This window comes from Lysobacter enzymogenes (genome assembly GCF_023617245.1).
GTDB classification, from domain to species: domain Bacteria; phylum Pseudomonadota; class Gammaproteobacteria; order Xanthomonadales; family Xanthomonadaceae; genus Lysobacter; species Lysobacter yananisis.
Map to the genome: position 1 here is coordinate 5,876,192 of NZ_CP067396.1, position 24,882 is coordinate 5,901,073.

Here is a 24,882-nt window from a genome sequence, read left to right on the forward strand (position 1 = left end):
CGACGCCGCTCGCGGCGCGCGCCGGCCTTCGCACCACCACGACGGAACCGAACATGCTCAAGCCACTTTCCGCCGCGATCGGCAGCGCGCTGCTGCTGTCCTTCGCCGCCGGCACCGCCGCCGCCCAGGACGCGGACGCGGCCGCCGCGCCGGCCGAGACCGAAACCGCGCAGGCCAGCCGCGCCGCGGTCAACCTCGACAACGTCGTGGTCACCGGCACCCGCAGCCCCAAGGCGGTGGACAAGATTCCCGGCGCCATCACCCTGGTGTCGAAGGCCGAACTCGCGCGCAGCCTGGTGCTGACCGAGGACGCGACCGCGGTGCTGGCGCGCACCGTGCCCGGCTATGCCGAGTCCTCGCAGGCGATGAGCAACACCGGCGAGAACCTGCGCGGCCGCGTCGCTCTGCGCCTGTTCGACGGCGTGCCGCAGGGTTCGCCGCTGCGCGAAGGCACCCGCAACGGCACCTTCACCGACATGGGCATCGTCGGCCGGATCGAGGTCATCAACGGCCCGTCCGCGTCCGAGGGCATCGGCGCGGCCGGCGGCATCATCAACTACCTGTCCGCCGCGCCGACCAAGGAAGGCAACGAGTTCACCCTGATCAGCCGCTACACCACCCAGTTCAAGGACGACAGCGCGGGCTGGAAGCTCGGCCTGAATTTCGCCCGCAAGGCCGGCAATTTCGACATGCTCGCCAGCGTCTCGTTCCTGGACCGCGGCATCACCTACGACGGCGACGGCCGCCGCATCGGCATGAACACCAGCGGCTCGCTGGCCGATACCGAGTCGCGCAACCTGTTCCTCAAGGCCGGCTACGACTTCGGCGAAGACGGCACCCAGCGCATCGAAGGCTCGGTCAGCCACTTCAACATCGAAGGCAAGGCCAACTATATCCAGGTGCTGGGCTGCCGCCCCGACGAGCGCGCGCTGTGCGGCGAGACCCGCACCAACACCTCCGAGCGCGGCACGATCTTCGGCTCCAAGGCCGCGATCAACGACTTCAAGCAGTACCAGCTCACTTACACCAACAGCGATTTCTTCGGCGGCACCTTGACCGTGAACGGCTACAAGGCCGACCAGCAGATGCGCTACCTGCCGGAAAACACCATCGACCGCCAGGACCCGCGGCTGGGGCCGATCGGCCAGGTCTGGGACCAGTCGGAAATCGTCACCGACAAGAAAGGCCTGCGCACCTCGTGGGCGCGGCCGTCGCTGTTCGCGGTCGACGGGCTGGAACTGCGCGTCGGCCTGGACCTGGTCGAAGACACCGCCGAGCAGCGCCTGGCGCTGACCGACCGGCTGTGGGTGCCGCCGATGAACTACAAGAGCCGCGCGCCGTGGATGCAGCTGTCCTGGGACATCGGCCCGGTGACCCTGTCCGGCGGCATCCGCCGCGAGGACGGCGAGCTGCGCGTGGACGACTACACCACCACCTGGTACCGCGACCGCCGCAACGTCGGCGGCGGCACCCTGGACTACCAGGAGAACCTGACCAACTTCGGCGCGGTGTGGCGCGTCAACGAGCAGTGGTCGGTGTTCGGCTCCTACGGCGAAGGCTTCACCCTGGCCAACGTCGGCATTCCGCTGCGCAACGTGCAATGCTCGGGCGACGCCGGCAGCGTGCAGACCGACGGCTGCCCGAACGATCCGCCGATCAACGTCGGCGACCTGCTCGACCTCAACGCCATCGTGGTCGAGAACACCGAATTCGGCTTCAACTGGCGCGGCGAGCGCGGCTCGCTGAGCGCCTCGCATTACGATTCCAAGTCCGACTACGGCCAGTCGCTGGCGATCGACCCGATCACCAACGACCTGGTGCTGCTGCGCGCGCCGGTGCGGATCAAGGGCTACGAACTGTCCGGCGACTGGCGCTTCAACGACGCCTGGCGGATCAGCGCGGTCTATTCGCACACCCGCGGCAAGACCTCGTTCTGGTCGGCCGACGCCGCCGGCCGCTTCGGCGCCGGCGGGCTGAACAAGCCGATGGGCGTGCTCGACATCAACCCCGACAAACTCGCCTGGACCCTGACCTGGAACTTCCTGCCCAACGCCGACGTGAGCCTGGGCGCGACCACGCTGTTCTCGCGCGACCTGTCCGGCAGCGACGTGCGCGCCTTCGACAACCGCGCCTTCAGCTTCACCGAGAGCACCAAGGGCTACACCCTGTTCGACCTGGGCTTCAACTACGACACCCAGCGTTACGGCAAGCTCTCGCTCGGCATCGAGAACCTGTTGGACAAGCAGTACATCCTGAGCTGGTCGCAACCGCCGGGCGGCTTCCAGAACTACTGGGCCGGCCGCGGGCGCACGATCTCGCTCACCCACACCTTCAAGTTCTGAGGTCCGCGGCGCGCGACGGACCGGATCGGCCTCATCGCCGCGGCAAGCACTGCCGCGGCGGCGCTTTCACCGCTATGGGAATCGACTTGCCCACTCGTGTTCTCCGCCGCTGCCGCTGGCCGGTCCTGATCGTGGGGCTGATGGCGATGGGTGCGGGTTGCGCCGGCGTCGGGCACCAAAGCGTCGGGCCTGAAGGCCCTCCCACGACAGCCGCTGCAGCGCAGGCATCGGCGGACACCGTGGGACGGGCTTCAGCTCCGATGCTTTCCGATCGGCCCGCCGCGAACGGAGCCAAAGGCATCGGGCCTGAAGGCCCTCCCACGAACGATGCTCTTGTGGGAGGAATTTCCACTCTTGTGGGAGGGACTTCAGTCCCGACGCTTTCCGATCCGGTCGCCAAACACCCCGACGCCTCGCCCTTCGATCCACTGCACGCCTGGATGACCCAGGCCACCCGCCCCGGCGGCTACCTCGGCGCGGTGACCCTGATCGTGCACGAAGGCCGCATCGTCGACTTTCGCGCCTACGGCCACCGCGACCTCGCCCGCCGCGCGCCGATGCGCCGCGACACGATCTTCCGCATCTACTCGATGAGCAAGACCGCGACCTCGGCCGCGGTCATGCAGCTGGCCGAACGCGGCCTGATCGACGTGGAAGCGCCGGTGCAGCGCTACCTGCCCGAACTCGCGGACCGCCAGGTCGCCAACGGCGATGCGCAGGCGCCGACGCTGCGCCCCGCGCGACGCGCGATCACGGTGCGCCACCTGCTCACCCACACCGCCGGTTTCGCCGCCGGCCTGCCCGGCGACGACGCCGCGGCGGCGCTGACCCGCCGCCACGATCCGCACGCCGCGCGCGACCTCGCCGGCTTCGTCGCCCGCCTCGCGCGAGCGCCGCTGGCCGCCGATCCGGGCACCCGCTTCGGTTACGACGGCGCCGCCACCGAAGTGCTGGCGCGGCTGGTCGAAGCCGTGTCCGGACAGCGCTTCGAGGCTTACCTGCGCGAGCATCTGTTCGCGCCGCTGCGCATGCGCGACACCGGCTTCGCGGTTCCCGCGGCGGCGCGCGGACGCATCGCCGACCTCACCACCACCGGCGACGACGGCCGCCTGCGTCTGGACGACGGCCCCTCGCAACGCGAACCCGGCGCGCCCCTCAACGCCTACGCCAGCGGCGCCGGCGGTTTGTATTCCACCGCCTGCGATTACGCGCGCTTCGCCCAGATGCTGCTCGACGGCGGCCGCATCGCCGACGAATCGGGCTTCGCCGACTGCGACAGCACGCGCCGCGACGGCGCAGGCCCGCGCGTGCTGCGCACCGATACGGTCGCGGCGATGCTGCGCAACCAGCTGACCATGCTCGATCCGCCGGTGCACCAATACGACGCCGGCGAAGGCTTCGGCTACGGCGGCGCGGTGGTGATCGATCCGGCCCGGCGCAGCGCGCCGGCGTCGCTCGGACAGTTCGGCTGGCCCGGTGCCGCCTCGACCACCTACGCCATCGACCCCAAGCGCAGGACGGTCGCGCTGGCGCTGCTGCAACACCTGCCGCGCGCCGGCGTCGCCGGCGATCCGCCGCGCTTGAGCAAGGACTTCTACCGGCTCGCGTTCGCCGCGACCGATGCCGCCGGCCGCGCGGCGCCGCGCTCGCCATGAAGCCCATCGCCCCCATCGGACACCGCGCATGACCGCGAACACGCCCCCTGCCGTCCTCGTCGCCGGTTCGGCCAATCTGGACTTCGTCGTCCGCGCCGCGCACGCGCCCGCGCCCGGCGAAACCGTGCTCGGCCGCGAGCTGGCGACCTATCCCGGCGGCAAGGGCGCCAACCAGGCACTGGCCTGCGCCCACGCCGGCGCCGCACCGACGCGCATGCTGCTGGCGCTGGGCGAAGACGCGCACGCCGAGCCGATCGAACGCTCGCTGCGCGAAGGCGGCGTGGAACTGCACGTGCACCGCTGCGCCGAGCGCGCCACCGGCAGCGCCTTCGTCTGCGTGGCCGACGACGGCGAGAACGCGATCGTGGTCGCGCCCGGCGCCAACGCCGCGCTGCGCGGCGACGACCTGCCCGCGCTCGACGGCATCGCCTGGCTGTTGCTGCAACTCGAATCGCCGCTCGAGGCGGTCGCCGACTGGGCCCGGCAGGCGCGCTCGGCAGGCGTCGCCGTCGCGCTCAACGCCGCGCCCGCGCGGGCGCTGCCGGCCGCGCTGCTGGACGACGTCGACCTGCTGATCGTCAACGAAGGCGAACTGGCCGCGCTGACCGGCATCGACGACCTCGATGCCGCCGTCGCCGCCGTGCGCGTGCCGCGCGTGGTGGTGACCCTCGGCGCGCGCGGCTGCCTCGCCCGTGTCGACGGCGCGCGCCTGCGCCAGGACGCGTTCGCGGTCGAAGCGGTCGATACCACCGCGGCCGGCGACACCTTCTGCGGCGTGCTGGTCGCCGCGTTGGCCCGGGGCGACGGCTTCGACACCGCGCTGCGCCGCGCCTGCGCGGCCTCGGCGCTGGCGTGCACGCGGCCCGGCGCGCAAAGCAGCGTGCCCAGTCATGCCGAGGTCGAAGCGCTGTTGCACACTGCCGCAGACCGCAATTCCGTAGGAGGGACTTCAGTCCCGATGCCCTCCGCTCAGGTCGCCGCGATCTGAGACAAGAGCGTCGGGAATGAAGTCCCTCCCACCGTCGCTTCGCTCACTCCCCCTTCCGAACATCAGCACGCCCATGTCCAACGACTATTCCGCCGCCGCCGACGCCGCCCCCGAAGACGAACGTCCGCGCGTGCGCAGCGAGTACAAGTTCTCCCACGTCACCACCCAGCGCTACCTGCCGCTGCCGGGCAAGGCGCCGGGCTGGCCGTTCGCCGAGATCGGCCACTGGAAGACCGACGTGGACGGCGCCCTCGACGACTGGATCGAGGAGCTCAAGGATTGGCGCCGCGAGCATCTGGTCCGCATCGGCTACGACGACGCGCATTACCGCCGCCCGGAGCTGCAATGGGCGCAGCGCAATTTCGTCCACGCGCAGATAATGGTCGAGGACCGCTACTTCTACGATCCGGTCGAAGGCCGCTACACCGTCGACCGTTACCTCGACGACCTGGAGCGCCGCTACGGCGGCATCGACAGCGTGCTGATCTGGCCGGTGTATCCGAACATCGGCGTCGACGACCGCAACCAGTTCGATCTCGCCCGCGACCTGCCGGGCGGGCTCGACGGCCTGCGCGGCGCGGTCGCCGATTTCCATCGCCGCGGCGTGCGCGTGTTCCTGCCGACCATGCCCTGGGACCACGGCACCCGCGACAGCGGCCGGCGCGATTGGGACGCCGTGGCCGAACTGGTCGCCGCGATCGGCGCCGACGGCGTCAACGGCGACACCTACAACGGCGTGCCGCGCGCGTTCTTCGACGCCTGCGACGCCGCCGGCCATCCGGTCGTGCTGCAGCCCGAATCGACCATCAGCGCCGAAGAGGCGCTGATCTGGAACGTGCAGAGCTGGGGCAAGAAGGCGCCGAACGAACCGGTGCCGCCGGTGGCCAAGTTCAAGTGGCTGGAACCGCGCCACATGATCAACTACGAGAACCGCTGGGGCCGCGACCGCAACCACGACCTGCAATACATTTTCTTCAACGGCGTCGGCTACAACGCCTGGGAGAACGTCTGGGGCCTGTGGAACCAGCTGACCGAGCGCGATGCCGAGTCGCTGCGCCGCATCGCCGGCATCGAGCGCGCGTTCGCCCCGCACTTCGTCAGCCACGACTGGCGCCCGTACGCGCGCACCCTGCAGCACGGCGTGTTCGCCAGCCGCTTCCCGCACGCCGGCGCGGCGGTGTGGACCATGGTCAACCGCAACGAGTTCGATCTCGACGGCGAGCTGATCGCGGTCGCGCACGCCGAAGGCCAGCGTTACTACGACCTGTGGAACGGCGTCGAACTGGCGCCGCGCCTGGACGGCGAACGCGCGGTGCTGGAATTCGCCCTGGAAGGCCGCGGCTTCGGCGCGCTGCTGGCGCTGCCGGACGGCGCGGCGCACGCGGGGCTCGACGCGTTCCTGGCGACGATGCGGGCGTTGTCGGCCAAGCCGCTGCGCGAGTGCAGCGCGCAGTGGACCTCGCTCAAGCAGACCCTGGTGGAGATCGCGCCGACCGCGCCGGCGGCGAGCGCGCCGCACGGCATGGTCGAGATTCCGGCCGGCGAATTCGATTTCGTCGTCGGCGGCGTCGAGATCGAAGGCCAGACCTGGGAAGGCGTCGACGTGCAGTATCCGTGGGAGAACAGCGCGCGCCGCAATCACCGCCGGCGCCTGCGCCTGCCGCGCTACTTCATCGACCGCACCCCGGTCACCAACGCGCAATACCTCGACTTCGTCCACGCCAGCGGCTACCTCCCGCGCGACCCGCACAATTACCTGCGCGACTGGGTCGACGGCGCGCCGCGCGCGGGCTGGGAGCATCGCCCGGTGACCTGGGTCGCGCTCGAAGACGCGCGCGCCTACGCGCGCTGGGCCGGCAAGCGCCTGCCGCGCGAATGGGAGTGGCAGTACGCCGCGCAAGGCGACGACGGCCGCCGCTACCCGTGGGGCGACGACTGGCGCGAGGACGCCGTGCCCGCGCCCAACCGCAACCGCCGCGTGCGCGCGCCGGACGCGGTCGATGCGCATCCCGCCGGCGCCAGCCCGTTCGGCGTGCTCGATCTGGTCGGCAACGTCTGGCAATGGACCGACGAATACTTCGATGAACACACCCGCGCGGCGATCCTGCGCGGCGGCAGTTCGTACCAGCCGCAGACCTCGCACTGGTACTTCCCGCAGGCCTACCGCCTCGACCAGCACGGCAAGCTGTTGCTGATGGCGCCGAGCAAGGACCGCTCGGCCTGCATCGGTTTCCGCTGCGCCGCGGACGCGGAGTAAGCGCATGCGCCGCTACGCTCCCGCGCTCGACCCGGCCGGCATCGTCCTGCGCGGCCCGCTCGGCGAGGCGCTCGACGCCAACCTCGCCGGCCGCCTGTCGCATTTCATCGTCGACGAAACCAGTCCGGCGATCGCCTTGTTCGCGCCCGAACGGCGCGCGCGCAACGAGGAAGGCGATTGGTACGGCGAACACGCCGGCAAATGGCTCAGCGCCGCGGCCAAGGCGGCCGCGCGCAGCGGCGATGCGCAGCTGCTCGCCAACTTGCGCCGCGTCGCCGATTTCCTGGTCTCGACCCAGGAAGCCGACGGCTATCTGGGCACCTACGCGCCGCAGCGCCGCTTCATGCGCAAGCAAGCGCCCAAGCCGGTCAGCTGGGACGGCGCGCCGAGCGTGCGCACCTGGGACATCTGGACCCACGCGTATCTGATCCTGGGCCTGCTGGAAACGCACAAGCATTTCCCCGAACCGCGCTACCTCGACGCCGCGCGCCGGATCGGCCGGCTGTGCCTGCGCACGCTCAGCGCCGGCGACATCGACATCACCGACCTGGGCAACCATTTCGGCATGTCGGCGACGGTGCTGCTGGATCCCGCGGTGGAACTGTACTTCGCCACCGGCGAGCAGGACTTCCTCGACCTCGCCCTGACCGTACTCGGCCAGGCCGACGCGCACCCGCCGCTGGCGCTGCTGACCCGCGCGTTGGCCGGCGCGGACGCGGCCGAGATCGCCACCGGCAAGGCCTATCAGCTGGCCTGGAACCTGGTCGGACTCGCCAAGCTGCATCGCGCCAGCGGCCATGCCGATTACCTGCGCGCAGTGCAGGCGCTGTGGCGCAGCATCCGCGAACGCCACCTCACCCTCGGCGGCGGCCCCTGGGGCGGCGTCGCCCATCGTTCGCGCGAGGTGTTCAACGCGCCGGGCGCGTTCAGTCCGCAGGCCTATGTCGAGACCTGCTCGACCCTGGCCTGGATCCAGCTCAACCGCGAACTGCTGACGATCACCGGCGAGGCGCGTTACGCCGAGGAGATCGAGCGCTCGGCCTACAACGATCTGCTCGCCGCGCAGGCGCCGGACGGCGAGGACTGGTGCTACTACGTGTTCCCCAACGGCAGGCGCGTGCACACCACGTACTGGCGCTGCTGCAAGTCCAGCGGCGCGATGGCGGTGGAGGAAGTGCCGGACGTGGCGTATTCGCTGGGCGAAGACGGCGCGACGACGGTGAACCTGTACGCCGCCGGCTCGGCGCGTATCGCCCATCCGCTCGCCGGCGAACTGACGCTGGCGCAGGACACCGCGTATCCGTTCGATGGCGAGATCCGCCTGCGCGTGTCGCCGCGGCGCGCGGCGCGGTTCGCGCTGCGCCTGCGGATTCCATCGTGGGCGCAGGGCGCGCGCGTCGCGGTCAACGGCGCGGCGGCCGGGGGCGAACCCGCGCCCGGCGATTACTTCGCCATCGAACGCGAATGGCGCGACGGCGACGAGGTCGTCCTGCGCCTGCCGATGCGCCCGATCGCGCACCGCGCGCTCAACCGCAACGTGCAGGAATCGCGCGCGCCCGACGGCAGCCCGGTCGCGCAGGAAGTGCTGCGCCACGGCTACATCGGTTTCACCTGCGGCCCGCTGGTCTACGCCACCGGCCTGATCGACGGATTCAAGAGCGAAGAAACCGTGCGCTTGCCCGATGCGCCCATCGCCGACTGGCTGCACTGGTCGCCGCCGGGCGCCGACGGCGCGACGCCGCGCCTGGAACTGCGCCTGGACTATCGCGCGCCGCTGGCGTTCGAGCCCTATTACCGCGCCGGCGGCCGCGCCGACGGCGCGTGGCGCCTGACCTGGCTGTCGCTGGCGCCGCCCGCGACCGCCGCGGACGAGGATTTCGCGCACGATCCACAGCCGCCAAGCAAGAATTGGTAACGCCAGAACATATGCCGCACGACTGTTCGCGCGCGCCGCCAGCGCGCACAGTTGGACCGCCCGCCTCGACGAAGCCCAGGCTCCGCCCCCGCATGGATTCCCGCTCCTCCTCCCCGACCGACTCCAGGCGCTCCGGCGCCGGCCCGCTGGCCGGCGTGCGCGTGCTCGACCTCAGCGCCTACATCGCCGGTCCCTACGGCTGCGCGCTGCTCGCCGACCAGGGCGCGGACGTGATCAAGATCGAACCGCCCGACGGCGACAACCTGCGCCAGTATCCGTCCACCCTGGCCAGCGAGAGCCGCGCCTTCCTCGGCGTCAACCGCAGCAAGCGCGGCATCGTGCTCGACCTCAAGCGCGCGCACGACCACGCCACCTTGTTGCGGCTGGTGCGCGAAGCCGACGTGCTGGTGCACAACTTCCGCCCCAGCGTGCCGGCGCGCCTGGGCATCGATTTCGAGCGCCTGCAGCTGATCAACCCGCGCCTGATCTATTGCGCGGTCAGCGGCTACGGCGAAGACGGCCCGATGAAGGACAAGGCCGGCTACGACCAGGTGCTGCAGACCCTGACCGGCATGTGCGCGCTGCAGGGCAAGCGCGGCGGCCCGCCGGAGATCATCTACGGCTCGGTGGTCGACTACTACGCCGCCGCCCTGCTCAGCGGCGGCGTGGCCTCGGCGCTGTACGAACGCGAACGCAGCGGCCTGGGCCAGTTCGTCGGCGTGTCGCTGCTGCGCAGCGCGCTGACCATGCAGTCGGCGCGGATGATCTGGGCCGAGGGCGAGGGCCTGGACATCGGCCGCGACATGCGCTCGGGCGGCGTCACCGGCATCCATCCGACCCGCGAGGGCCACATCTACATTTCCGCCAACACGCCGCGGTTCTGGCAGGCGCTGTGCGAGAAAACCGGGCTTAGCGAGCTGGCCGCCGATCCGCGCTACGACAGCGTGCGCAAGCGCGCCCAGGCCGCGGCGCAGATCGTGCCGCGGCTGCACGCGGCGCTGGCCGCGCGCGACGCGCTGGAATGGGAAGCGCTGTTCGGCGACGAGGTTCCGTGCGCGGCGGCGCGGCGGATCGAGGACATGTTCGAACACCCGCAGGTGCTGGCCGAAGGCATCGTCGCGCCGATCGAGCATCCAGGCGTGGGGCGTTATCGCGGCGTCGCGCAGTCGATCAAGTTCGGCCGCACCCCGGGGCCGGCCGCGTTCGCGGCGCCGCAGCTGGGGCAGGATACCGAGGCGGTGAAGCGCGAGTTGGACGAATCCGGGACGGTGGCGGCGCGCGAGCGCGGTTGAATCGCCGCTTTCGTCGCAGGTGGAGGTGCGCGGTCGCGGCTCGCGCCGCTCCTACAGGAGCTTCGGACGCCTCGATCCCGACTGTAGGAGCGGCGCGAGCCGCGACCGCGACACCGCGACTACCGCGCCAACCTCAGCCCTCGAACTTATCCCACAGCGTCTCGAAGTGCCCCGAGAAGCTGCGCACCAGATTGGCGTCGTCGGTCACCACCAGGTTCTCTTCGTTGCTGGTGGTCGCGCTGCGGGTCCAGTTGAAGCTGCCGTTCGCCAGCACCCGCCCGTCGAACAGCGCGAACTTGTGGTGCATGTGGAACGGGCTGTCGTCGACCCGCACCGGCACCCCGAGCTCGCGCAGGCGCAGCACGTCGCTGCCGTCGTCGAACTTCTTGTCGTTGTCGCTGATCACCCGCACCGCGATGCCGCGCTTGTGGCAGGCCAGGATCTCCTCGGCCAGGCGGTCGTCGGAAATGGTGTAGACGCACACATCGAGGCTGCGCTTGGCCGAGCGGCACAGCTCGCGCAGCTTGCGCAGGCAGGCGTCGCCGGGCGCGAAGAAGGCGCTCGACACCAGCGTCGGCGGCTCGGCCACCGCATCGAGGGTCTTGACCACCTGCTCCAGCCAGCGCAACGCGTCCAGCGTGCGCGCCGGCTGCGCCTGCATCAGCTCGCGGGCGAGGTCGAAGGCGCGGTTGCGCAGATAACGCACCCGGTCGGCCGGCAGGCGCGCGCCGAGCTCGCGCAGTTCGAACTTCTCTTCGTTGTCCAGCGACAAGTCGGCGACGCTTTCGCGCAGGGTGCGGTCGAGCGCGGCGAAATCCGTCGCCGGCGTCTGCGAGGCCGCCTGGATGGCGACGTTGGCGGCGGTATAAACGGCGGTGTTCATGATCGTGGCCTCAGCGTTGGATGCGGCCGTTGAGCCGGTCGGCGAACTCGTTGAGCGCGCGCTGCAGTTCGCGTTGCTGCTCGGTCATTTCGGCCCGGGTCGGCGCGTCCTGGATGTCGCGTTCGCCCAGTTGCTTGAACAGCGCGATCAGCGCTTCGTTGACCCGGCTCTGGCGCTCTTCGCCGTCGTGCAGACGCTCGGCCAGCGGCGCGAACGCTTGTTGCAACTGCGGGCCGAGCCCGCTCAACGCCTCGGCCAGCGCGGCGCCGGTGTCGACCGGAGGCGGCGGTGGCGCGTCCTCGCCCTCGGCCTGGGCCGCGGCGATACGTTCCAGCGCCGCCAGCAGCTGCGGCCACGGCGCCGGCTCGGCCGGCTTGGCCTGCGCCGCCGCGCTGGCGCGGCCGGCGGCCGAATCCAACGCGCGCACGCTCTCGACCAGATCGTTGAGCTGCGCCACCACGCGTCCGCCGACATCGGCCTCACCCGCGCCCATCGCCTTGTTGCGCTGGAAATCGCGCTTGATCTGGGTCCAGCGCGCGGCCTGTTCCTCGCTGTGCACGCCGCGCAGTTCGCCGAGCTTGAGCAGGTTCTCCTCGGCGCCCGAGGTCAGCAGCTGCGCCTCGCCGAGGTAGTGATCGCCGATCAATTGCTGCAGCTCGGCCGCGTTCATGACCGGCGAGATCTTCTCCGCCAGCTTGTTCATATTGCGATAGCTGCCTTGCAGCTTGAACGGCGGCTCGGTGCGGTAGGTCTCGGCCTGGGCGGCGCTGGCGATGTACTGCTGATTGACCCGATAGACCACGTCGCGCACCTGCACCAGCCGTTCCAGCGTGGCGACGATCTCGTTGATCTCCGCGCCGCTGTAGGCGTGGCTGAGTTCGTTGGCGGAGAACGCTTTGCCCTGGGCCTTGTCGACCAGTTTGTACAGGTCGCCCATCTCGCGCGTGGCCAGCGGCGCCAGCACCGGGTTCGAGGTCAGGCTGTTCTCGATATAGCTCAGCAGGAACGCCTGCTCCATGCCGCCGAGCACGTCGCCGAGGTTGTAGATGTCGGCGCGGTTGGCGAGCATGTCCGGGATCTTGAACACCTCGCCGGACTCGGTGTACGGGTTGCCGGCCATGACCACGCAGAACTTCTTGCCGCGCATGTCGTAGGTGCGGGTGCGCCCCTTCCACACGCCCTCGATGCGGCGGGTGCCGTCGCACAGCGAGATGAACTTCTGCAGGAATTCGGGATGGGTGTGCTGGATGTCGTCGACGTACAGCATCACGTTGTTGCCCATCTCCAGCGCCAGATTGAGCTTTTCGAGCTCCTGGCGCGAGGTCGCGTCCGGCGCCTGGGCCGGGTCGAGCGAACGTACTTCGTGGCCGAGCGCGGGGCCGTTGATCTTCATGAAGATCAGGCCGAGCCGGTGCGCCACGTATTCCATCAGCGTGGTTTTGCCGTAGCCCGGCGGCGAAATCATCATCAACAGGCCCATCAGGTCCGAGCGCTTGCTCTCGCCGACCGTGCCCATCTGCTTGGCCAGGTTGTCGCCGATCACGCCCAGGTAGACGTCGTTGATCAGCTTGTTGCGCACGAACGAGCTCAGCGGCCGCGGCTTGAATTCCTCCAGGCGCAGCGCCGCGCGCTCGCGCGCGACGATCTGCTGGCGCAACGCCTGGTACTTCTGGAAGCCCGGCACGAACCGCTCGCGATGCTGGCGCAGCCGCGCCGACCAGTCGTCCACCGCGATGCGCATGCGGCCTTCGCGGATGCGCGGGTGCTCGCCGAGCAGGCCCTGCAGCTCGGCGCCGAGTTCGGTCTCGCGGGTGGTTTTGGGAAACGCGTCGTCGAGCAGCAGCAGCGCCGCGGCCTCGGCCGCGTACGCGGCCTGCGCGGCGAGTTCGGGCGAACGCGCCAAGGCATCGATCCAGTTCATCGCCAGCGCCCAGCGCGCGGCCGGACGTTCGCGCAGCGATTCCAGCGCGGCGGCGAACCCGTCCCACATCCGCGCCGCGTCCATCTTCTCGCGCAGGGCCTTGAGCAATTGCCCGGCGTAGCGGCTGAACGCGAACGTCGGCTGCGGCGCCGACAGCTCCAGCACCAGGTACTCGGCCGCGCGCGGGGCCAGCGCCGGATCGACCGGCATCGCCTCGGCCTGCGCCCACGCCTGCAGCGCCGCGGCGACCTCGCCGCGCAACGCGACCAGGCCCGCGTCGCTGCCGAACAGACGCTGGATGTCGGCCGCGGTGCGCGCGCGCTCGGGCCACAGCGACGGCTCGCCCGTCTCGCCTTGCAGCGACCAGTAGTACGCCGCCCAGGCGCGCGCCGCCGGTTCGAAACTGAGGCTGCCGGCGCTGTCGCGCAGCGGCAGCAGCGCCTGCAGGATCAGCGCCGCGTCGTGGTCGTGGATGCCCTTTTCATAGCCTTCGCGGTAGCGCGGCGCGGCGAAGTCGCGCAGCGTGCGCGCCAGCGCCTCGGGCTGGGCCAGCTGCTCGTGCAGCAGCGCCATGCTGAGGTTTTCGCGGCCGGCCTGCGCCGCTTCGATCGCCAGCCCGGCCAGGTATTCGCCGCGATAGATCTGCGGCGATTCGGAATCCATCGACACGCCCCAGTAATCGCGCGCCGCGTCCAGGCCGGCATCGGCGATCGGTTCGAAGAAGTCGGTGCCGGTCAGATGCAGGTTCAGCGCATCGCCGCGCGGCATCAGGGTCAGGTCGAGTTCCTGGGTGTTGACGCTGAAGCGGTGGCGCGGGCCGAGCTTGATCACCCCGCCGCCGTCCTCGAACAGCTCGCTGCGGTCGCGCAGCGCGCGCACCGCCTGGTCGCGCGCGCCCTTGAGCCGCGCCTCGACGTCGTCGGCCTTGACGTTGTCCTTGAGCGCGCGCAGCCGCTCGGCCAGTTCGCGCAGCTTGAGGATCAGCGCGTCGCCGGCGAAGAAGGCGTTGAGCTCGTCGTTGTCGGCGAAGCGCGCGGTGCGCCGGCCCAGGCCCTCGAGGATGCGCACGGCCGCGTCCATGACCGCCTGGGCCTTGCGCTGGCGCTCGTCGAGCAGGGTCTGCTTGTGCGCCTCGAAAGTTTCCAGCAGCTCTTCGCGCTTGGACAGGATGTCGCCGAGGAAGGCTTCGTGCTCGCCGAACTGGCTCTCCAGTTCCTCCAGCTGCACCAGCAAACGCGAGAGCTGCTCGTCGGCTTTTTCCGGGTCCTGCGCCAGCGCCAGCGCGCTGGCGATGCTCTGGCCGAACAGGGTGAACTGGGCGCCGAACTGGGCCACCGATTCGGCCGAGCCCAGCTGCTTGCGACGCTGGTCGGCGCGCGCCTTGGCCTGGTTGAGCTTGGCGTAGATCTCCGAGATCGCCTCGACCACGCGGGTGCGCTGGGTGGCGTCGTCGACCTTGAGCTTGGCCATCAGGCCCGAGAGCATGTCCAGGTCGCCGGACATCGCCTGCATCTGCGTAAGCGGTTCGGCCAGCTGCGCCACCGTGGTCGCGGCCTGGGCCTGCGCGTCGAGCGTCTTCAGTGTTTCGCCCAGCGGCGCCAGCGCCTTGTCGCCAGCCAGGAACGCGCCGGTGGCCGCGCCGATGCGCTCGTGCGCGGCGACCAGCGCCTGCTCCATCGCGTCGATCGTCGCCACGTCGATGTAGCGGTACTCGCGGATGGTCAGCAGGTGCCCGCGTTGCGCGGTCAGGCCGTTGAGCGCATCGACGAACGGCTGCACCTGTTCCCAGTTCTCCGGCTGCAGGCTGTCCATCAGCGCCTTCTGCCGGCTCTGCGCCTCGCGCATGGCGCGCTCGGACTGGCTGCGGATGCCTTCGACCTTCTCGTACTCGTCCAGCACCGACTCGGAGGTGGCGGCGATCTCGCGCAGCAGCGGCGCCACGTCGCCGCACTGCGGGTCGCTGAGCCAATGGTGGGCGTCGAACAGGCGCCGGGTGTTCTGCGCGAGCAGGCCGTAGCGCTGCGCCGAGACTTCGCTGGCCTCGATCTCGCGGCTCAGGCTGATCAGCTCGGACATGCCGCGCACCAGCTCGGCGTTGCCGATCTTGCCCATGAAGGTGTTGCCGGCGGGCTGCTTTGCCGCGTATTCCTCGCTGGCGTACGGCGTCTGCCACACCTGCATCGGATGCACGCGGGTCGGCTCGTCGCTCTCGGTGGCGAAGATCACCATGCGCCCGTCTTCCAGGCGCGCGTAGCCGTGGCCGAAGATCGGCGTCTGCAGGCGCCGCTCGATCAGGTTGTAGGTGAACATCGCGGTGCGGCCCTGCTCGGGCTCGTAGAACAGGTACATCACGTCTTCGCCGTTGGGCGAGCGGATGTTGCGCTTGTAGCGCATGCCCTCCATCGACTGGTCGAAGCGCTTGTGCTCGCCGTTCTGCAGGTAGTAGCCGCCGGGGAAGATGATGCCGTGGTCTTCCGGCAGCTGGATGCAGGCCAGCCCGATCTCGTCCAGCCGCACCACCTTGCGGGTGAGGGTGTTGAACACCAGGTAGCGCCACTGCTCCTCGCGGTACGGCAGGATCTTCAGCAGGATCAGGCTGCCGACCCGGGCGTAGTCGACCTGGGCGTCGTCGAGCGACTGGGTCTTGTCCTGGACCGGCTCGCGGTAGAGGCCCTGGCCGTCCTCGGTGTTGTTCTCGACCTTGATCGTGAGGTCGCCGCCGACCGTCTCGACGAACACGCTGTCGAGGATGTTGAGGTGCGGATGGCGGCCGTTGACGACCAGGTCGCGGCCGGCGCGGATCCACTCGAAGTCGTACGGCGCCGGCAGCGCGATGTCGCGCTCGCCGCGGTTGTCGATGTAGCGCACGTCGCCGTCGGGCGAGACCGACCAGCGGAACACGCGCAGGTCGGTGATGCGCTCGCCGATCTGGAACGCGGCCAGCAGCTTGCCGTCGCGCACGATCAGCTGGATCAGCCGGGTGTGCTTGTAATAGGCGTAGAGCTCGCGGAAATCGTTGGCGAAGCTGTCGGCGCCGAGGAAGCTGCCCTTGAGCTCGACCGGGGTGACGTCGTAGCCCTCCGGCCCCTGCACCAGCTTGTACAGCGAGAACACGTCGGCGACGACGGTCTCTTTCTTGAGCCCCATGAACACGTTGTAGCCGAACACCAGGTACTCGCCGACCTGGACGATGTCGCGGGCGACGCAGTTGTTCTCGGTGCGGATGCGGAAGCGCCCGACCACCTCCATCTGGCTGCTGCCGAACTCGGCCAGGCGCTGTTTGTTGAGCGCGTCGGCCAGCGCGCGCAGCTTGAGGCCCTGTTCGGCCAGGCGCTTGCTCAGCACCTCGTAGGCGCCGCCCTGGGCGACGGCCTGATCGACTGCGCTGCTGTCGCCAGCAGTGGGAGCGCCCGCGGCCGCTGCCGCGGCGGGCTTGGTGTCCGCCATGTTTCGTCCTACCGATCGGGCCGACGGCGCGCACGCGCGCCGACGGCGTCAACAGCCGGGTGCCGGAGGCAGGGACCGCGGAACCGGGCGGCGGCGTTGGCCCCGTCCGATTCCCCGTGCCCTACGCCCCAGGTCCGGCCCATCGATGCGCCGCCGCGGGCGGCGGCGCATTCCCTGGCCTTGCGCCGCGCTCAGGAATCCAGCGCGGCCGCGCCGTCGGCGGCCTTGTCGCCCGGCTTGGTCTCGGCCTTGGCCAGGATCCGCTGCAACACGTCCTGCACGATCGGGCTCTTGCCGGCCACGCCCTCGATCGCCTTGCCCACCGACAGCGCCTTGGCGAAGGAGTCGAAGAACGCGCCCTCGCCGCCGACGATGTCGATGTTGGCCTTGCTGAGCGCGGCCGACAGCACCTCGGACTGCTCCTTGGCGATTTCCTTGTTGGCCTCGATGCCGGCGATGGCCTGCTCGAAGTTCTTCTCCAGCTGCATGCGGAACTCTTCGTGCGCGCGCGCCTGGTCGCTGAGCGAGCCCAGCGCGCCGAACTTCTCGCCCAGGCCCTCGGCCTCGGCCTTGAACTTCTGCAGCAGCACCTCGGCTTCCGACAGGCCCAGGGCCTGGGTCGCCTTGGCCTTGGCCGCGCCGAGCTGCTCCTCGCCGCGCGCCTGCGCGAACAGGTTCTCTTCCAGCACCTTGGCGTCGGACAGGCCCTGCTTCTGCTTGGCGTCGGCCTGCGCCTCGATCACCCGCGCCTGCGCCAGGCCCTTCTCCTGCTCGCCCTTGGCTTCCGCGCCCAGGGTCTCGGCGATCACCCGCGCCTTGGCCAGGCCTTCCTTCTCGGCCGCGGCCGCGGTGACCTCGCGCACCCGCGCGTCGGCCAGGCCGGGCGCGGCGCGCTCGGCCTCGATGCCTTCGGCGAGCTTCTTCTTGGCCTCGGCGGTCTTGCCGGCGGCCTCGAACTCGGCCTGGGCCAGCGTGGTCATCTCCACCGCCTTGTGCTTGGACGCGGTCTCGTCGGCCTCGGCCTGCTTGACCTGGCGCACCAGCTCTTCCTCGGCCAGCGCCTGCGCGGCGAGCACCGCGACCTGCTTGGCGCGGTCGGCCTCGGACACCTGGCGCACTTCCTTGATGCGTTCCTCTTCCTGCGCCACGGTCTTCTCGACCGCGATGCGCTCGCGGATGACGTTGGCGATTTCCTTGCGCTGCTCTTCCAGCGCGCGTTCCTTCTCGATCCGGTTCAGCTCGACCTCGCGCTCGCGCGAGACCACTTCCAGGTCCTTGGCGCGGGTGACCTTCTCGACCTCGATCACCACCGCGCGCTGGCGGTTCTGCTGCGCCACTTCGACTTCGCGCTGGCGGTTCTGCTCGCGGATGTCGATCTGCTCCTGCGCGGCGATGCGCGCCTGCTCGGCCTTGAGCCGCTCCTCTTCCTGGACCTTGGCGGTCTCGGCCTGCTCGCGCGCCTGGATGGTCTGGATCTCGCGCTTCTGCCGCGCCTCGGCGTCGGCCTGCTGGCGTTCCAGCGCCAGCATCGCCTCGCGGGTCTCGACGTTCTTCTTGGTGATCGCCAGCTGCTCGTTGCGCTCGAGCTCGTTGGTGATGACGTTCTGCGCCGCAGTCAGCTCGGTGATCTTGCGGATGCCTTCGGCGTCGAGGATGTTGGTCGGATCCAGCGACGCCTTCGGGGTCTGCTCGAGGTAGTCGATGGCGACGTCTTCCAGGATGTAGCCGTTGAGGTCGTTGCCGATCACCTCGATGATGCGGTCGCGGAATTCCTGGCGGTTCTCGAACAGCTTGACGAAGTCGATCTGCTTGCCGACCGTCTTCAGCGCTTCGGAGAACTTGGCGTTGAACAGCTCGTTGACCGCGGTGCGGTCGGAGGCGCGGTCCACGCCGATCGCCTTGGCGACCTTGAGCACGTCCTGCTGGGTCTCGTTGACGCGCAGGTAGAACGCGACGGTGATGTCGGCGCGCATGTTGTCGCGGCAGATCAGCCCGTCCTTGGCCCGGCGGTCCACTTCCAGGGTGATCAAGGAGATCTTCATGAACTCCTTCTTGTAGATCACCGGATACACCAGCGCGCCGGTGAAGTGGACCTTCGGCGTGGACGACATGTCGTTGACGATCAAGGCCGTGCCTTGCGGCACCTTGATGTAGAAGGCCTTGAACATCAGCAGCATGACGAAAATCATCAGTACGACGACGACGACCACGGCGCCGATGATCATCAAGTTTTCCATTTGCATCTCCCTATGACACGACTGCATGTCGCGGCCGAAAAGGCGGCGACGGTTCGATGGCGGACGGCGGGTTTCAGCCGCCGCGGAATTCGTCCTCGCTGACCGCGCGGTAGGCGTTCTGGTCTTCGAGGTATTCGATCAGCACGATCCGGTCGCCGCGCTTGAAGCGCTGCGGGTCCTCGTCGCGGATCTGCAGGATCAGCCCGGCGCCGCCGTCCTCGACGCTGGCGGTGCCGGTGACGCGGTTGACCGGGCTGCGGATGGTCGCGACCTGGCCGAGGATCGGCCGCGGCGGGCCCGGCTGCATCTTGCGCAGCAACTTGCGCAGCGGGCGCAGCGCCAGCGCGGCGACCGGCAGCGAGATGCAGAAGTTGACGAAGATGATCGCCGCGCCGGCGGCGATGCGCAGCGGCGTGCCCGGCACCAGCCGCAGCAGGTAGACGTCGGCGTAGTAGGTCAGCACCCAACCGACCAGGACGATGACGGTCAGCACCACGGTGATCGGAATGCCGCCCAGGCCCAGCCGCATCAGCGGATCGAAGATGCCGTGTTGCGGATGGTGCGCGCCGTCGACCAGGGTGTGGTCGCCGAAACCGTGCGCACCGTGGCCGTGGCCATCGCCGCCGATCCAGCCGTCGATCATCTCGCCGCCGGCCAGCCCCAGCGCCGACAGCAGCCAGTAGCCCACGACCACGCCGAGCAGGACGGTGTAGAACGCCGTCGGCAACGTCAGGATCGTGCTGAAGAATTCGCCCATATCGTGTCCCTCCCCCGCTTGCCGCATCGCCCGCGGCGCCTGCATGAAACCGGCCGACCCCATGTCGACCGGCCGTATCGATCCGGCTGGGTCAGCCCGGCAGTTTCTGCCGCAACCGCGCCAGCACCGCTTCGGCGCCGGCGCCGTCGGGCATGATCCCCGCATCGCGCAATTTGCGTTCCAGCGCATCGCCGTTCTCGTGGCGCGCCAGTTCCGCCGCCGCCTCGATCCGCGCGCCGCGCTCGGCCTGCTTGAGCTTGATCCGCGCCAGCGAATCCACCGCGGTCTGCAAGCGGTTCTGCGGCCCGGCGTAGCGCTGCGCGACCGCGGCCTGGGCGCGCTGCATGCTTTCGGTGGCCTTGACCGTGTCGAGCTGCTGCTTGAGCCGGCGGATGTTGCCCTCGGCCATCGCCACCGACTTGCGCAGTTCGGCGACGCTGGCGGCGAGCTGGCCGAGGTGCGCCTGTTCCTGTTCGCGCGCGGTTTCCAGCGCCGCGATCTTGTCGGCCACTTCCAGCGCCAGGCCCTGCTCGTCCGACTCCAGCGCCTTGAGCGCGTAGCCTTCGTATTCGGCGATCTTGTCCTCGCGCTCGTGCAGCCCGCGCTGGGCGAGGGTGTGGCGCGCCATCAGCTGGGCCAGCGATTCGCGCGACTGGCGCAGCTCGATGTCGCAGTCGCGGATCTCCTGGTCGAGGATGCGCAGCGCCTGGCTGTCGGCCCAGGCTTCGCCCAGTTCCTGCGCGCCGGCGCGCACCGAGGTCAGCAGCTTGCTCCAGATGCCGTTGTGCTTGCCCATCACGCCGCCTCCAGCAACTGCGTCTCGTAGGCCTCGGTGGCCTTGATGACGTTGTCGGCCAGGGTCTCGATCTCGTAGAGCACGTTCGACAGCGACGAGGTCGCGCTGAGCGCGCCGAACATCATGTACACCGCCTCGCCGTCGGCGAGGGTCTCGATGCCGATGGTCGACAGCGGGAACACCTTGTGGGTGCGCAGCACTTCCTCGTTGAAGGCGGCGGCGTCGCGCACGTGCGCGACCGGCCACAGCAGCGCCTCGACCACGATCTGCTCGCCGACCACGGCCACGAACAGCGGCAGGTCGCCGTATTCGGCCATCACCAGGTGCAGGCTCGGTTCGGCGCCGTCGATCAGCTCGATCTGCGAGTCGCCGTAGACGAATTCCTCGACCTGGCACAGCGCGTCGTAAAGCCCGCTGGCGGTCCAGACCTTGCCGTCGTTCATGTCTCGCTCCACCTGTCCGCGCCCGGTAGCCGCGCCGCGCGGCTGCCGCATCCGTTTTTCCACCGCCAGCAGTTCGTCGGCGAACTCGGGCAGTACCCACAGCTCTTTCTTGACCAGCCCTTTCTCGCGCAGGCGTTCGCGGTGGCGGCGCTGGTAGTAGGCGGAGGATCGACGTTCCATGGGATCACGTTAGTTCATCACATGTGACACTGGCAAGCTGTGACATGTGAGAGCCGACGAACGGCATTGGAGTCGCCGCTCTCAAGCAGACATGCATTTACGATCAATGAGTTAGGCGCGAGCCCCGAGGCTCGCGCCGGCCCGGGCGGCAACGCGGTCGCGGTTTGCGCCGCTCCTGCCCGGCTTCGGGCAGGAGCGGCGCGGCCGGGTCAGGCGGGGATGCCGTGCTGGCGGCGGGCCTGGTCGATGCGGCGCTGGACCTCGGGGTCGAGGGTGCCGAGTTCGGCCTGCTTGAAGATGTTGCCGAGCACGCGCTTCTCGTCCTCGTCGACGGTGGCGTCGCGCAGGGCGAGGTCGAGCAGCTTCTGCAGTTCGGTCACGTCGAGCGTGCCGTCGTTGGTGAACACCGGGATCGAGGCGAGCGCGATCTCGAGGTGGCTTTTGGGCTGGGCCATGCGGCAACTCCGTTGCGGGTAAGGAATCCTGGTGCGGCGGCCGTCGCGGCCTGCGCGTGATGACTTCGACTATAGCAAGGCCGGAGGCCGCGACCGGCCATTCAGCGCCGCTTCGGCGCGGCGACGGCGCCGCCGCGCGCTTCCCGGCGGCGATACGAGCGGCGCCCCGCGCTCAGTCCTGCGCGTGCAGCAGCGCTTGCAGCGCATGCCGCGGCAGCTTGCCGGTCTCGTTGCGCGGCAGCGCGGCGACCTTGCGCAGCGGCCGCGGCAGGAACACCGGGTCGACGCTGCGGCGCAGCGCGGCGAGGATCCGCGCCTCGTCCAGTTCCGGCGCCACCACCAGCGCGGCGATGCGGCGCACGCCGAACGCGTCGGCTTCGTCGAGCTGGAACACCGCGCCGTCGTCCACGCCGTCGATCGCCAACAGCTTGCGGGTCAGGTCGCCGAGCGAGGCGCGCTTGCCGGCGATCTCCAGCAGGTCGGCGGCGCGACCGCGCAGGTGGAAACGGCCGTCGGCTTCGACTTCCATCAGATCGGCCAGCGCCACCGGCTCGGGCAGGTGCGGGGCGTGGATCGCGGTGCCGTCGGGCTGCGGGCACACGCGCACGCCCGGCAGCGGCGTCCACGCCTGCTCATGCGCGGTGCGGCGGCGGGCGAACACGCAGGTCTCGGTGGAGCCGAACACTTCGCGCACTTCGCAGCCGTAACGCTGCTCGGCTTCCAGCGCCAGTTCCTGCGGCAGCGGCGCGGTGGCCGAGACGATGCCGGCCAGCGCCGGCAGCTCGACCCGCGATTCGACCAACGCGCGCAGATGCACCGGCGTGGTCACCAGCAGCGGCGGCGCCGAGGCATCGGCGAGCGCGCGGGCCACGTCGCCCGGGAAGAACGGCCGCTGCGCATGCACGGCGATGGCGCCGAGCAAGGGCAGCATCACCGACATCTCCATGCCGTACATATGCTGCGGCGGCACCGTGGCTACGACCTCGGTGACGCCGTCGGCGCGCAGCAGATCGTGCAGCGCGGCCAGGTTCTGCGCGGTGCTGGTGCGGAACGCGCCCCAGGTCTTGGGATTGGGCTTGGGCTGGCCGGTGCTGCCGGAGGTGAAGCCGATCGCCACCAGCGCCGCGTCGTCGACCGCCAGCGGCGCGCCGTCGAGTCGGTCCAGGGTTTCGTCCATGCGCAGGTAGCGCGGCGGCAGCGGCGCGAGGTCGAGATCGCCGATGCAGTAACTGTCGGGATAGCGGCCGAGCACGTCGTCCACGGTCGCCGGCGCGCGCGAGGACGGCAGCAGGTTGACCTGTCCGCGCACCGCCGCCGCGCACAGCGCGACCAGGAAGCGGTAGCGGTTCTCGCACAGGTTCACCGCGAAGCGCGCCTGCGGCAGGCGCGCGGCCAGGGCGCGCACTTCGCGCTCGAAGCGCGCGCATTCCACCGCGCCGCCCGGGCCGAAGGCCAGCGTGCGCGAGGCGCCGTCGGCGAGCGGCGTGCCCGCGAGCAAGGGACGCAGCCGCGGGGACGCCTCGCCGATGGGCGAAGAAGCGTGGCCGTCCTGGCTCGGATCGATGACCGCTGACATTCGGTGTGTGTGGTTCCGCTGTATGGCCTGAAACTTGCCGGGCCGCGCCTGATCGCAAGCTGACGCGGCGCCGTCGCGCGGCCACGGCCGCCGCGGCATCCCGCGCGCAAGACGCCGCGCCCCCGCGCGGCCATCGTGGCTGGAACCCGATCCCCTGGGGTTTAGCTTACGCTGACCGGCCCGCCGCACGCCAAGCCCGCGCCCGTTCATGTCCCTGTCCGCTGGTTCAACTCCGCCCGCCGCCGCGCCGCGCTGGACTTGGCTGCCGCACCCGCACGGCGAGGCCGCCGAACCGCACGCGCGCGCCTGGCTGGCGGCCGAACTCGGCGACGCCGGCCTGCAGTTGGTGCGCGACGCCCGCCAGCGCCCGCACCTGCAGCCGCCGCACCAGGGCTGGGACTGCAACTGGAGCCACAGCGGCGAGCGCCTGCTGGTGGCGCTGGCGCGCGGCGCCCGGGTCGGGGTCGACCTGGAGCGCTTGCAGCGGCGGCCGCGCGCGCTGGAGATCGCGCAGCGCTATTTCACCGCGCGCGAGGCCGACTGGCTGGCGGCCCAGGCCGACCGCGATCTGGCGTTCCTGCGCCTGTGGTGCGCCAAGGAAGCCGTGCTCAAGGCGCACGGGCACGGGCTGTCGTTCGGGCTGCACCGGCTGCGGTTCGAGGCCGACGACAGCAGCCTGCGCTTGGTCGAGTGCGATGCCGAACTCGGCGCGGCGCAGGCGTGGCGGCTGCAGGAAATCGCGCCCGGGCCGGGGTATCTGGGGGCGCTTGCGTGGCGTCCGGAGTTGGGTCTGTAGGAGCTGCTAGAGCCGCGACAAACCGCGCCGACGCACGCGGGCGCCGCGGCCTAAGGCGGGGGCAACGGGTGGTTTGCGTCTGGGAGATGTGCGGCTTCGGCGGGAGACGTGGTATTTCGACGCTTCGGTTGGTCACGCCGCACCCGCAGGACTCTGCCCCCGCACCGCCTTCGGCGATAATCGCCGCGATGAACGCCCCCACTTCCCTACCGCCCGGCCTGCGCTGCGAGCTCGAAGCCGGCCTGTCCGCGCTCGCGCTCGACCCGGCGCTGGCCGCGCCGCTGCTGGATTACCTGGCCTTGCTGGCGCGCTGGAACCGCACCTACAACCTCACCGCCGTGCGCGATCCGCACGAGATGGTCGGCAAGCACCTGCTCGATTCGCTGGCCATGCACCGCTACGTCGAGCCGCTGGCCGCGCGCGGCGGCGCCCTGGCCGACCTGGGCACCGGCGCCGGCCTGCCCGGCATCCCGCTGGCCCTGGTCAAGCCGGGCCTGCGCGTGACTCTGGTCGAGAGCAACGGCAAGAAGGCCCGCTTCATGCGCGAGGCCCTGCGCCAGCTCGGCCTGAAGGACGCGCGCGTGGCCGAATCGCGGATCGAGGCCTTCGCCGAACCCGGCGCCTACGACGCGATCACCGCGCGCGCCCTGGCCACGCTGCCGCTGATCCTGGAACTGGGCGGGCACCTGCTCAAGCCCGGCGGGGTGCTGCTGGCGATGAAAGGCGTGCGCCCGGACGACGAAATCGCGGCCCTGCCCGAGGGCTGGGAAGTGCGCGCGGTCGAGCCGATGGCGGTGCCGGGGCTGGCGGCGGAGCGGCATATGGTGGTGGTGGGGCGGGTCGGCGAAGGCTGATCCGGCGGCGGGTTCCACTCCGGAGCGAGCGCTGGCGGGTCCGGCCGGGCTCGTCGCCTACGACGCGGCGGAAAGTTGCGCGGTCGCG

At 70.2% G+C, this 24,882-nt stretch carries 16 protein-coding genes and 1 pseudogene; 8 read left to right on the forward strand and 9 right to left on the reverse strand.

Annotated features, from left to right (window positions below; genetic code table 11):
- The first annotated feature begins 53 nt into the window (after positions 1–53).
- Entirely contained in the window at positions 54–2,342 is a 2,289-nt protein-coding gene (locus JHW41_RS24520; RefSeq protein WP_250448163.1) for a TonB-dependent receptor, read from the forward strand.
- A gap of 31 nt (positions 2,343–2,373) precedes the next feature.
- On the opposite strand, the pseudogene JHW41_RS27695 reads toward JHW41_RS24520, so the two are convergent.
- Positions 2,374–2,622, reverse strand: a pseudogene (locus tag JHW41_RS27695) (hypothetical protein); the annotation flags it as partial.
- 160 nt (positions 2,623–2,782) lie between these two features.
- On the opposite strand from JHW41_RS27695, the gene JHW41_RS24525 reads away from it, so the two are divergent.
- From JHW41_RS24525 to JHW41_RS24545, 5 genes are all read left to right on the forward strand, one after another.
- On the forward strand, positions 2,783–3,997 hold the full coding sequence (locus tag JHW41_RS24525; protein ID WP_250448165.1) for a serine hydrolase domain-containing protein: 1,215 nt from the start codon (positions 2,783–2,785) through the stop codon (positions 3,995–3,997).
- A 28-nt stretch (positions 3,998–4,025) separates the two neighbouring features.
- Positions 4,026–4,985, forward strand: coding sequence for a ribokinase (locus JHW41_RS24530; protein WP_250448167.1), 960 nt, complete (start codon positions 4,026–4,028; stop codon positions 4,983–4,985).
- A gap of 73 nt (positions 4,986–5,058) precedes the next feature.
- Complete coding sequence (locus JHW41_RS24535) at positions 5,059–7,242, forward strand: SUMF1/EgtB/PvdO family nonheme iron enzyme (RefSeq protein ID WP_250448169.1); 2,184 nt, start codon at positions 5,059–5,061, stop codon at positions 7,240–7,242.
- Between the two features lie 4 nt (positions 7,243–7,246).
- Positions 7,247–9,157, forward strand: a complete 1,911-nt coding sequence (locus JHW41_RS24540) for a glycoside hydrolase family 127 protein (protein ID WP_250448171.1) — start codon at positions 7,247–7,249, stop codon at positions 9,155–9,157.
- A 92-nt stretch (positions 9,158–9,249) separates the two neighbouring features.
- Complete coding sequence (locus JHW41_RS24545) at positions 9,250–10,449, forward strand: CaiB/BaiF CoA transferase family protein (RefSeq protein WP_057945861.1); 1,200 nt, start codon at positions 9,250–9,252, stop codon at positions 10,447–10,449.
- Between the two features lie 133 nt (positions 10,450–10,582).
- Here JHW41_RS24545 and JHW41_RS24550 read toward each other — a convergent pair whose 3' ends face one another.
- The 8 genes from JHW41_RS24550 to JHW41_RS24585 form a co-directional block, all read right to left on the reverse strand.
- Entirely contained in the window at positions 10,583–11,332 is a 750-nt protein-coding gene (locus JHW41_RS24550; RefSeq protein ID WP_082644236.1) for a phospholipase D-like domain-containing protein, read from the reverse strand.
- Positions 11,333–11,342: 10 nt separating this feature from the next.
- Complete coding sequence (locus JHW41_RS24555; protein ID WP_250448173.1) at positions 11,343–16,700, reverse strand: DNA repair ATPase; 5,358 nt, start codon at positions 16,698–16,700, stop codon at positions 11,343–11,345.
- Between the two features lie 191 nt (positions 16,701–16,891).
- Positions 16,892–18,937 carry a flotillin family protein gene (locus JHW41_RS24560; protein ID WP_101944057.1) on the reverse strand — a complete coding sequence of 682 codons (2,046 nt, stop codon included), beginning with the start codon at positions 18,935–18,937 and terminating at the stop codon, positions 16,892–16,894.
- Positions 18,938–19,010: 73 nt separating this feature from the next.
- Positions 19,011–19,694, reverse strand: coding sequence for a hypothetical protein (locus JHW41_RS24565; RefSeq protein ID WP_057945859.1), 684 nt, complete (start codon positions 19,692–19,694; stop codon positions 19,011–19,013).
- A 91-nt stretch (positions 19,695–19,785) separates the two neighbouring features.
- Positions 19,786–20,490, reverse strand: coding sequence for a PspA/IM30 family protein (locus tag JHW41_RS24570; RefSeq protein WP_250448175.1), 705 nt, complete (start codon positions 20,488–20,490; stop codon positions 19,786–19,788).
- Positions 20,490–21,113 (reverse strand): DUF2170 family protein, encoded by a 624-nt coding sequence (locus tag JHW41_RS24575; protein WP_078999363.1) that lies wholly within the window; start codon positions 21,111–21,113, stop codon positions 20,490–20,492. The genes JHW41_RS24570 and JHW41_RS24575 overlap by 1 nt, the downstream gene beginning before the upstream one ends.
- Positions 21,114–21,322: 209 nt before the next feature.
- Positions 21,323–21,568 carry a hypothetical protein gene (locus tag JHW41_RS24580; RefSeq protein ID WP_057945856.1) on the reverse strand — a complete coding sequence of 82 codons (246 nt, stop codon included), beginning with the start codon at positions 21,566–21,568 and terminating at the stop codon, positions 21,323–21,325.
- Between the two features lie 172 nt (positions 21,569–21,740).
- Entirely contained in the window at positions 21,741–23,144 is a 1,404-nt protein-coding gene (locus tag JHW41_RS24585; RefSeq protein WP_250448177.1) for an AMP-binding protein, read from the reverse strand.
- A 208-nt stretch (positions 23,145–23,352) separates the two neighbouring features.
- Between JHW41_RS24585 and JHW41_RS24590 the strand changes: the two genes are divergently transcribed.
- Entirely contained in the window at positions 23,353–23,940 is a 588-nt protein-coding gene (locus JHW41_RS24590; protein ID WP_057945854.1) for a 4'-phosphopantetheinyl transferase family protein, read from the forward strand.
- Positions 23,941–24,128: 188 nt separating this feature from the next.
- Positions 24,129–24,794 carry a 16S rRNA (guanine(527)-N(7))-methyltransferase RsmG gene (rsmG, locus tag JHW41_RS24595; RefSeq protein WP_250448178.1) on the forward strand — a complete coding sequence of 222 codons (666 nt, stop codon included), beginning with the start codon at positions 24,129–24,131 and terminating at the stop codon, positions 24,792–24,794.
- The last annotated feature ends 88 nt before the right edge of the window (positions 24,795–24,882 follow it).

What these genes read in the sequence shown, in the direction of transcription:
- JHW41_RS24520 (WP_250448163.1), top strand. Translation starts at nt 54, where the DNA reads ATGCTCAAGCCACTTTCCGCCGCGATCGGCAGCGCGCTGCTGCTGTCC.
- JHW41_RS24525 (WP_250448165.1), top strand. Translation starts at nt 2,783, where the DNA reads ATGACCCAGGCCACCCGCCCCGGCGGCTACCTCGGCGCGGTGACCCTG.
- JHW41_RS24530 (WP_250448167.1), top strand. Translation starts at nt 4,026, where the DNA reads ATGACCGCGAACACGCCCCCTGCCGTCCTCGTCGCCGGTTCGGCCAAT.
- JHW41_RS24535 (WP_250448169.1), top strand. Translation starts at nt 5,059, where the DNA reads ATGTCCAACGACTATTCCGCCGCCGCCGACGCCGCCCCCGAAGACGAA.
- JHW41_RS24540 (WP_250448171.1), top strand. Translation starts at nt 7,247, where the DNA reads ATGCGCCGCTACGCTCCCGCGCTCGACCCGGCCGGCATCGTCCTGCGC.
- JHW41_RS24545 (WP_057945861.1), top strand. Translation starts at nt 9,250, where the DNA reads ATGGATTCCCGCTCCTCCTCCCCGACCGACTCCAGGCGCTCCGGCGCC.
- JHW41_RS24550 (WP_082644236.1), bottom strand. Translation starts at nt 11,332, where the DNA reads ATGAACACCGCCGTTTATACCGCCGCCAACGTCGCCATCCAGGCGGCC.
- JHW41_RS24555 (WP_250448173.1), bottom strand. Translation starts at nt 16,700, where the DNA reads ATGGCGGACACCAAGCCCGCCGCGGCAGCGGCCGCGGGCGCTCCCACT.
- JHW41_RS24560 (WP_101944057.1), bottom strand. Translation starts at nt 18,937, where the DNA reads ATGGAAAACTTGATGATCATCGGCGCCGTGGTCGTCGTCGTCGTACTG.
- JHW41_RS24565 (WP_057945859.1), bottom strand. Translation starts at nt 19,694, where the DNA reads ATGGGCGAATTCTTCAGCACGATCCTGACGTTGCCGACGGCGTTCTAC.
- JHW41_RS24570 (WP_250448175.1), bottom strand. Translation starts at nt 20,490, where the DNA reads ATGGGCAAGCACAACGGCATCTGGAGCAAGCTGCTGACCTCGGTGCGC.
- JHW41_RS24575 (WP_078999363.1), bottom strand. Translation starts at nt 21,113, where the DNA reads ATGGAACGTCGATCCTCCGCCTACTACCAGCGCCGCCACCGCGAACGC.
- JHW41_RS24580 (WP_057945856.1), bottom strand. Translation starts at nt 21,568, where the DNA reads ATGGCCCAGCCCAAAAGCCACCTCGAGATCGCGCTCGCCTCGATCCCG.
- JHW41_RS24585 (WP_250448177.1), bottom strand. Translation starts at nt 23,144, where the DNA reads ATGTCAGCGGTCATCGATCCGAGCCAGGACGGCCACGCTTCTTCGCCC.
- JHW41_RS24590 (WP_057945854.1), top strand. Translation starts at nt 23,353, where the DNA reads ATGTCCCTGTCCGCTGGTTCAACTCCGCCCGCCGCCGCGCCGCGCTGG.
- rsmG (WP_250448178.1), top strand. Translation starts at nt 24,129, where the DNA reads ATGAACGCCCCCACTTCCCTACCGCCCGGCCTGCGCTGCGAGCTCGAA.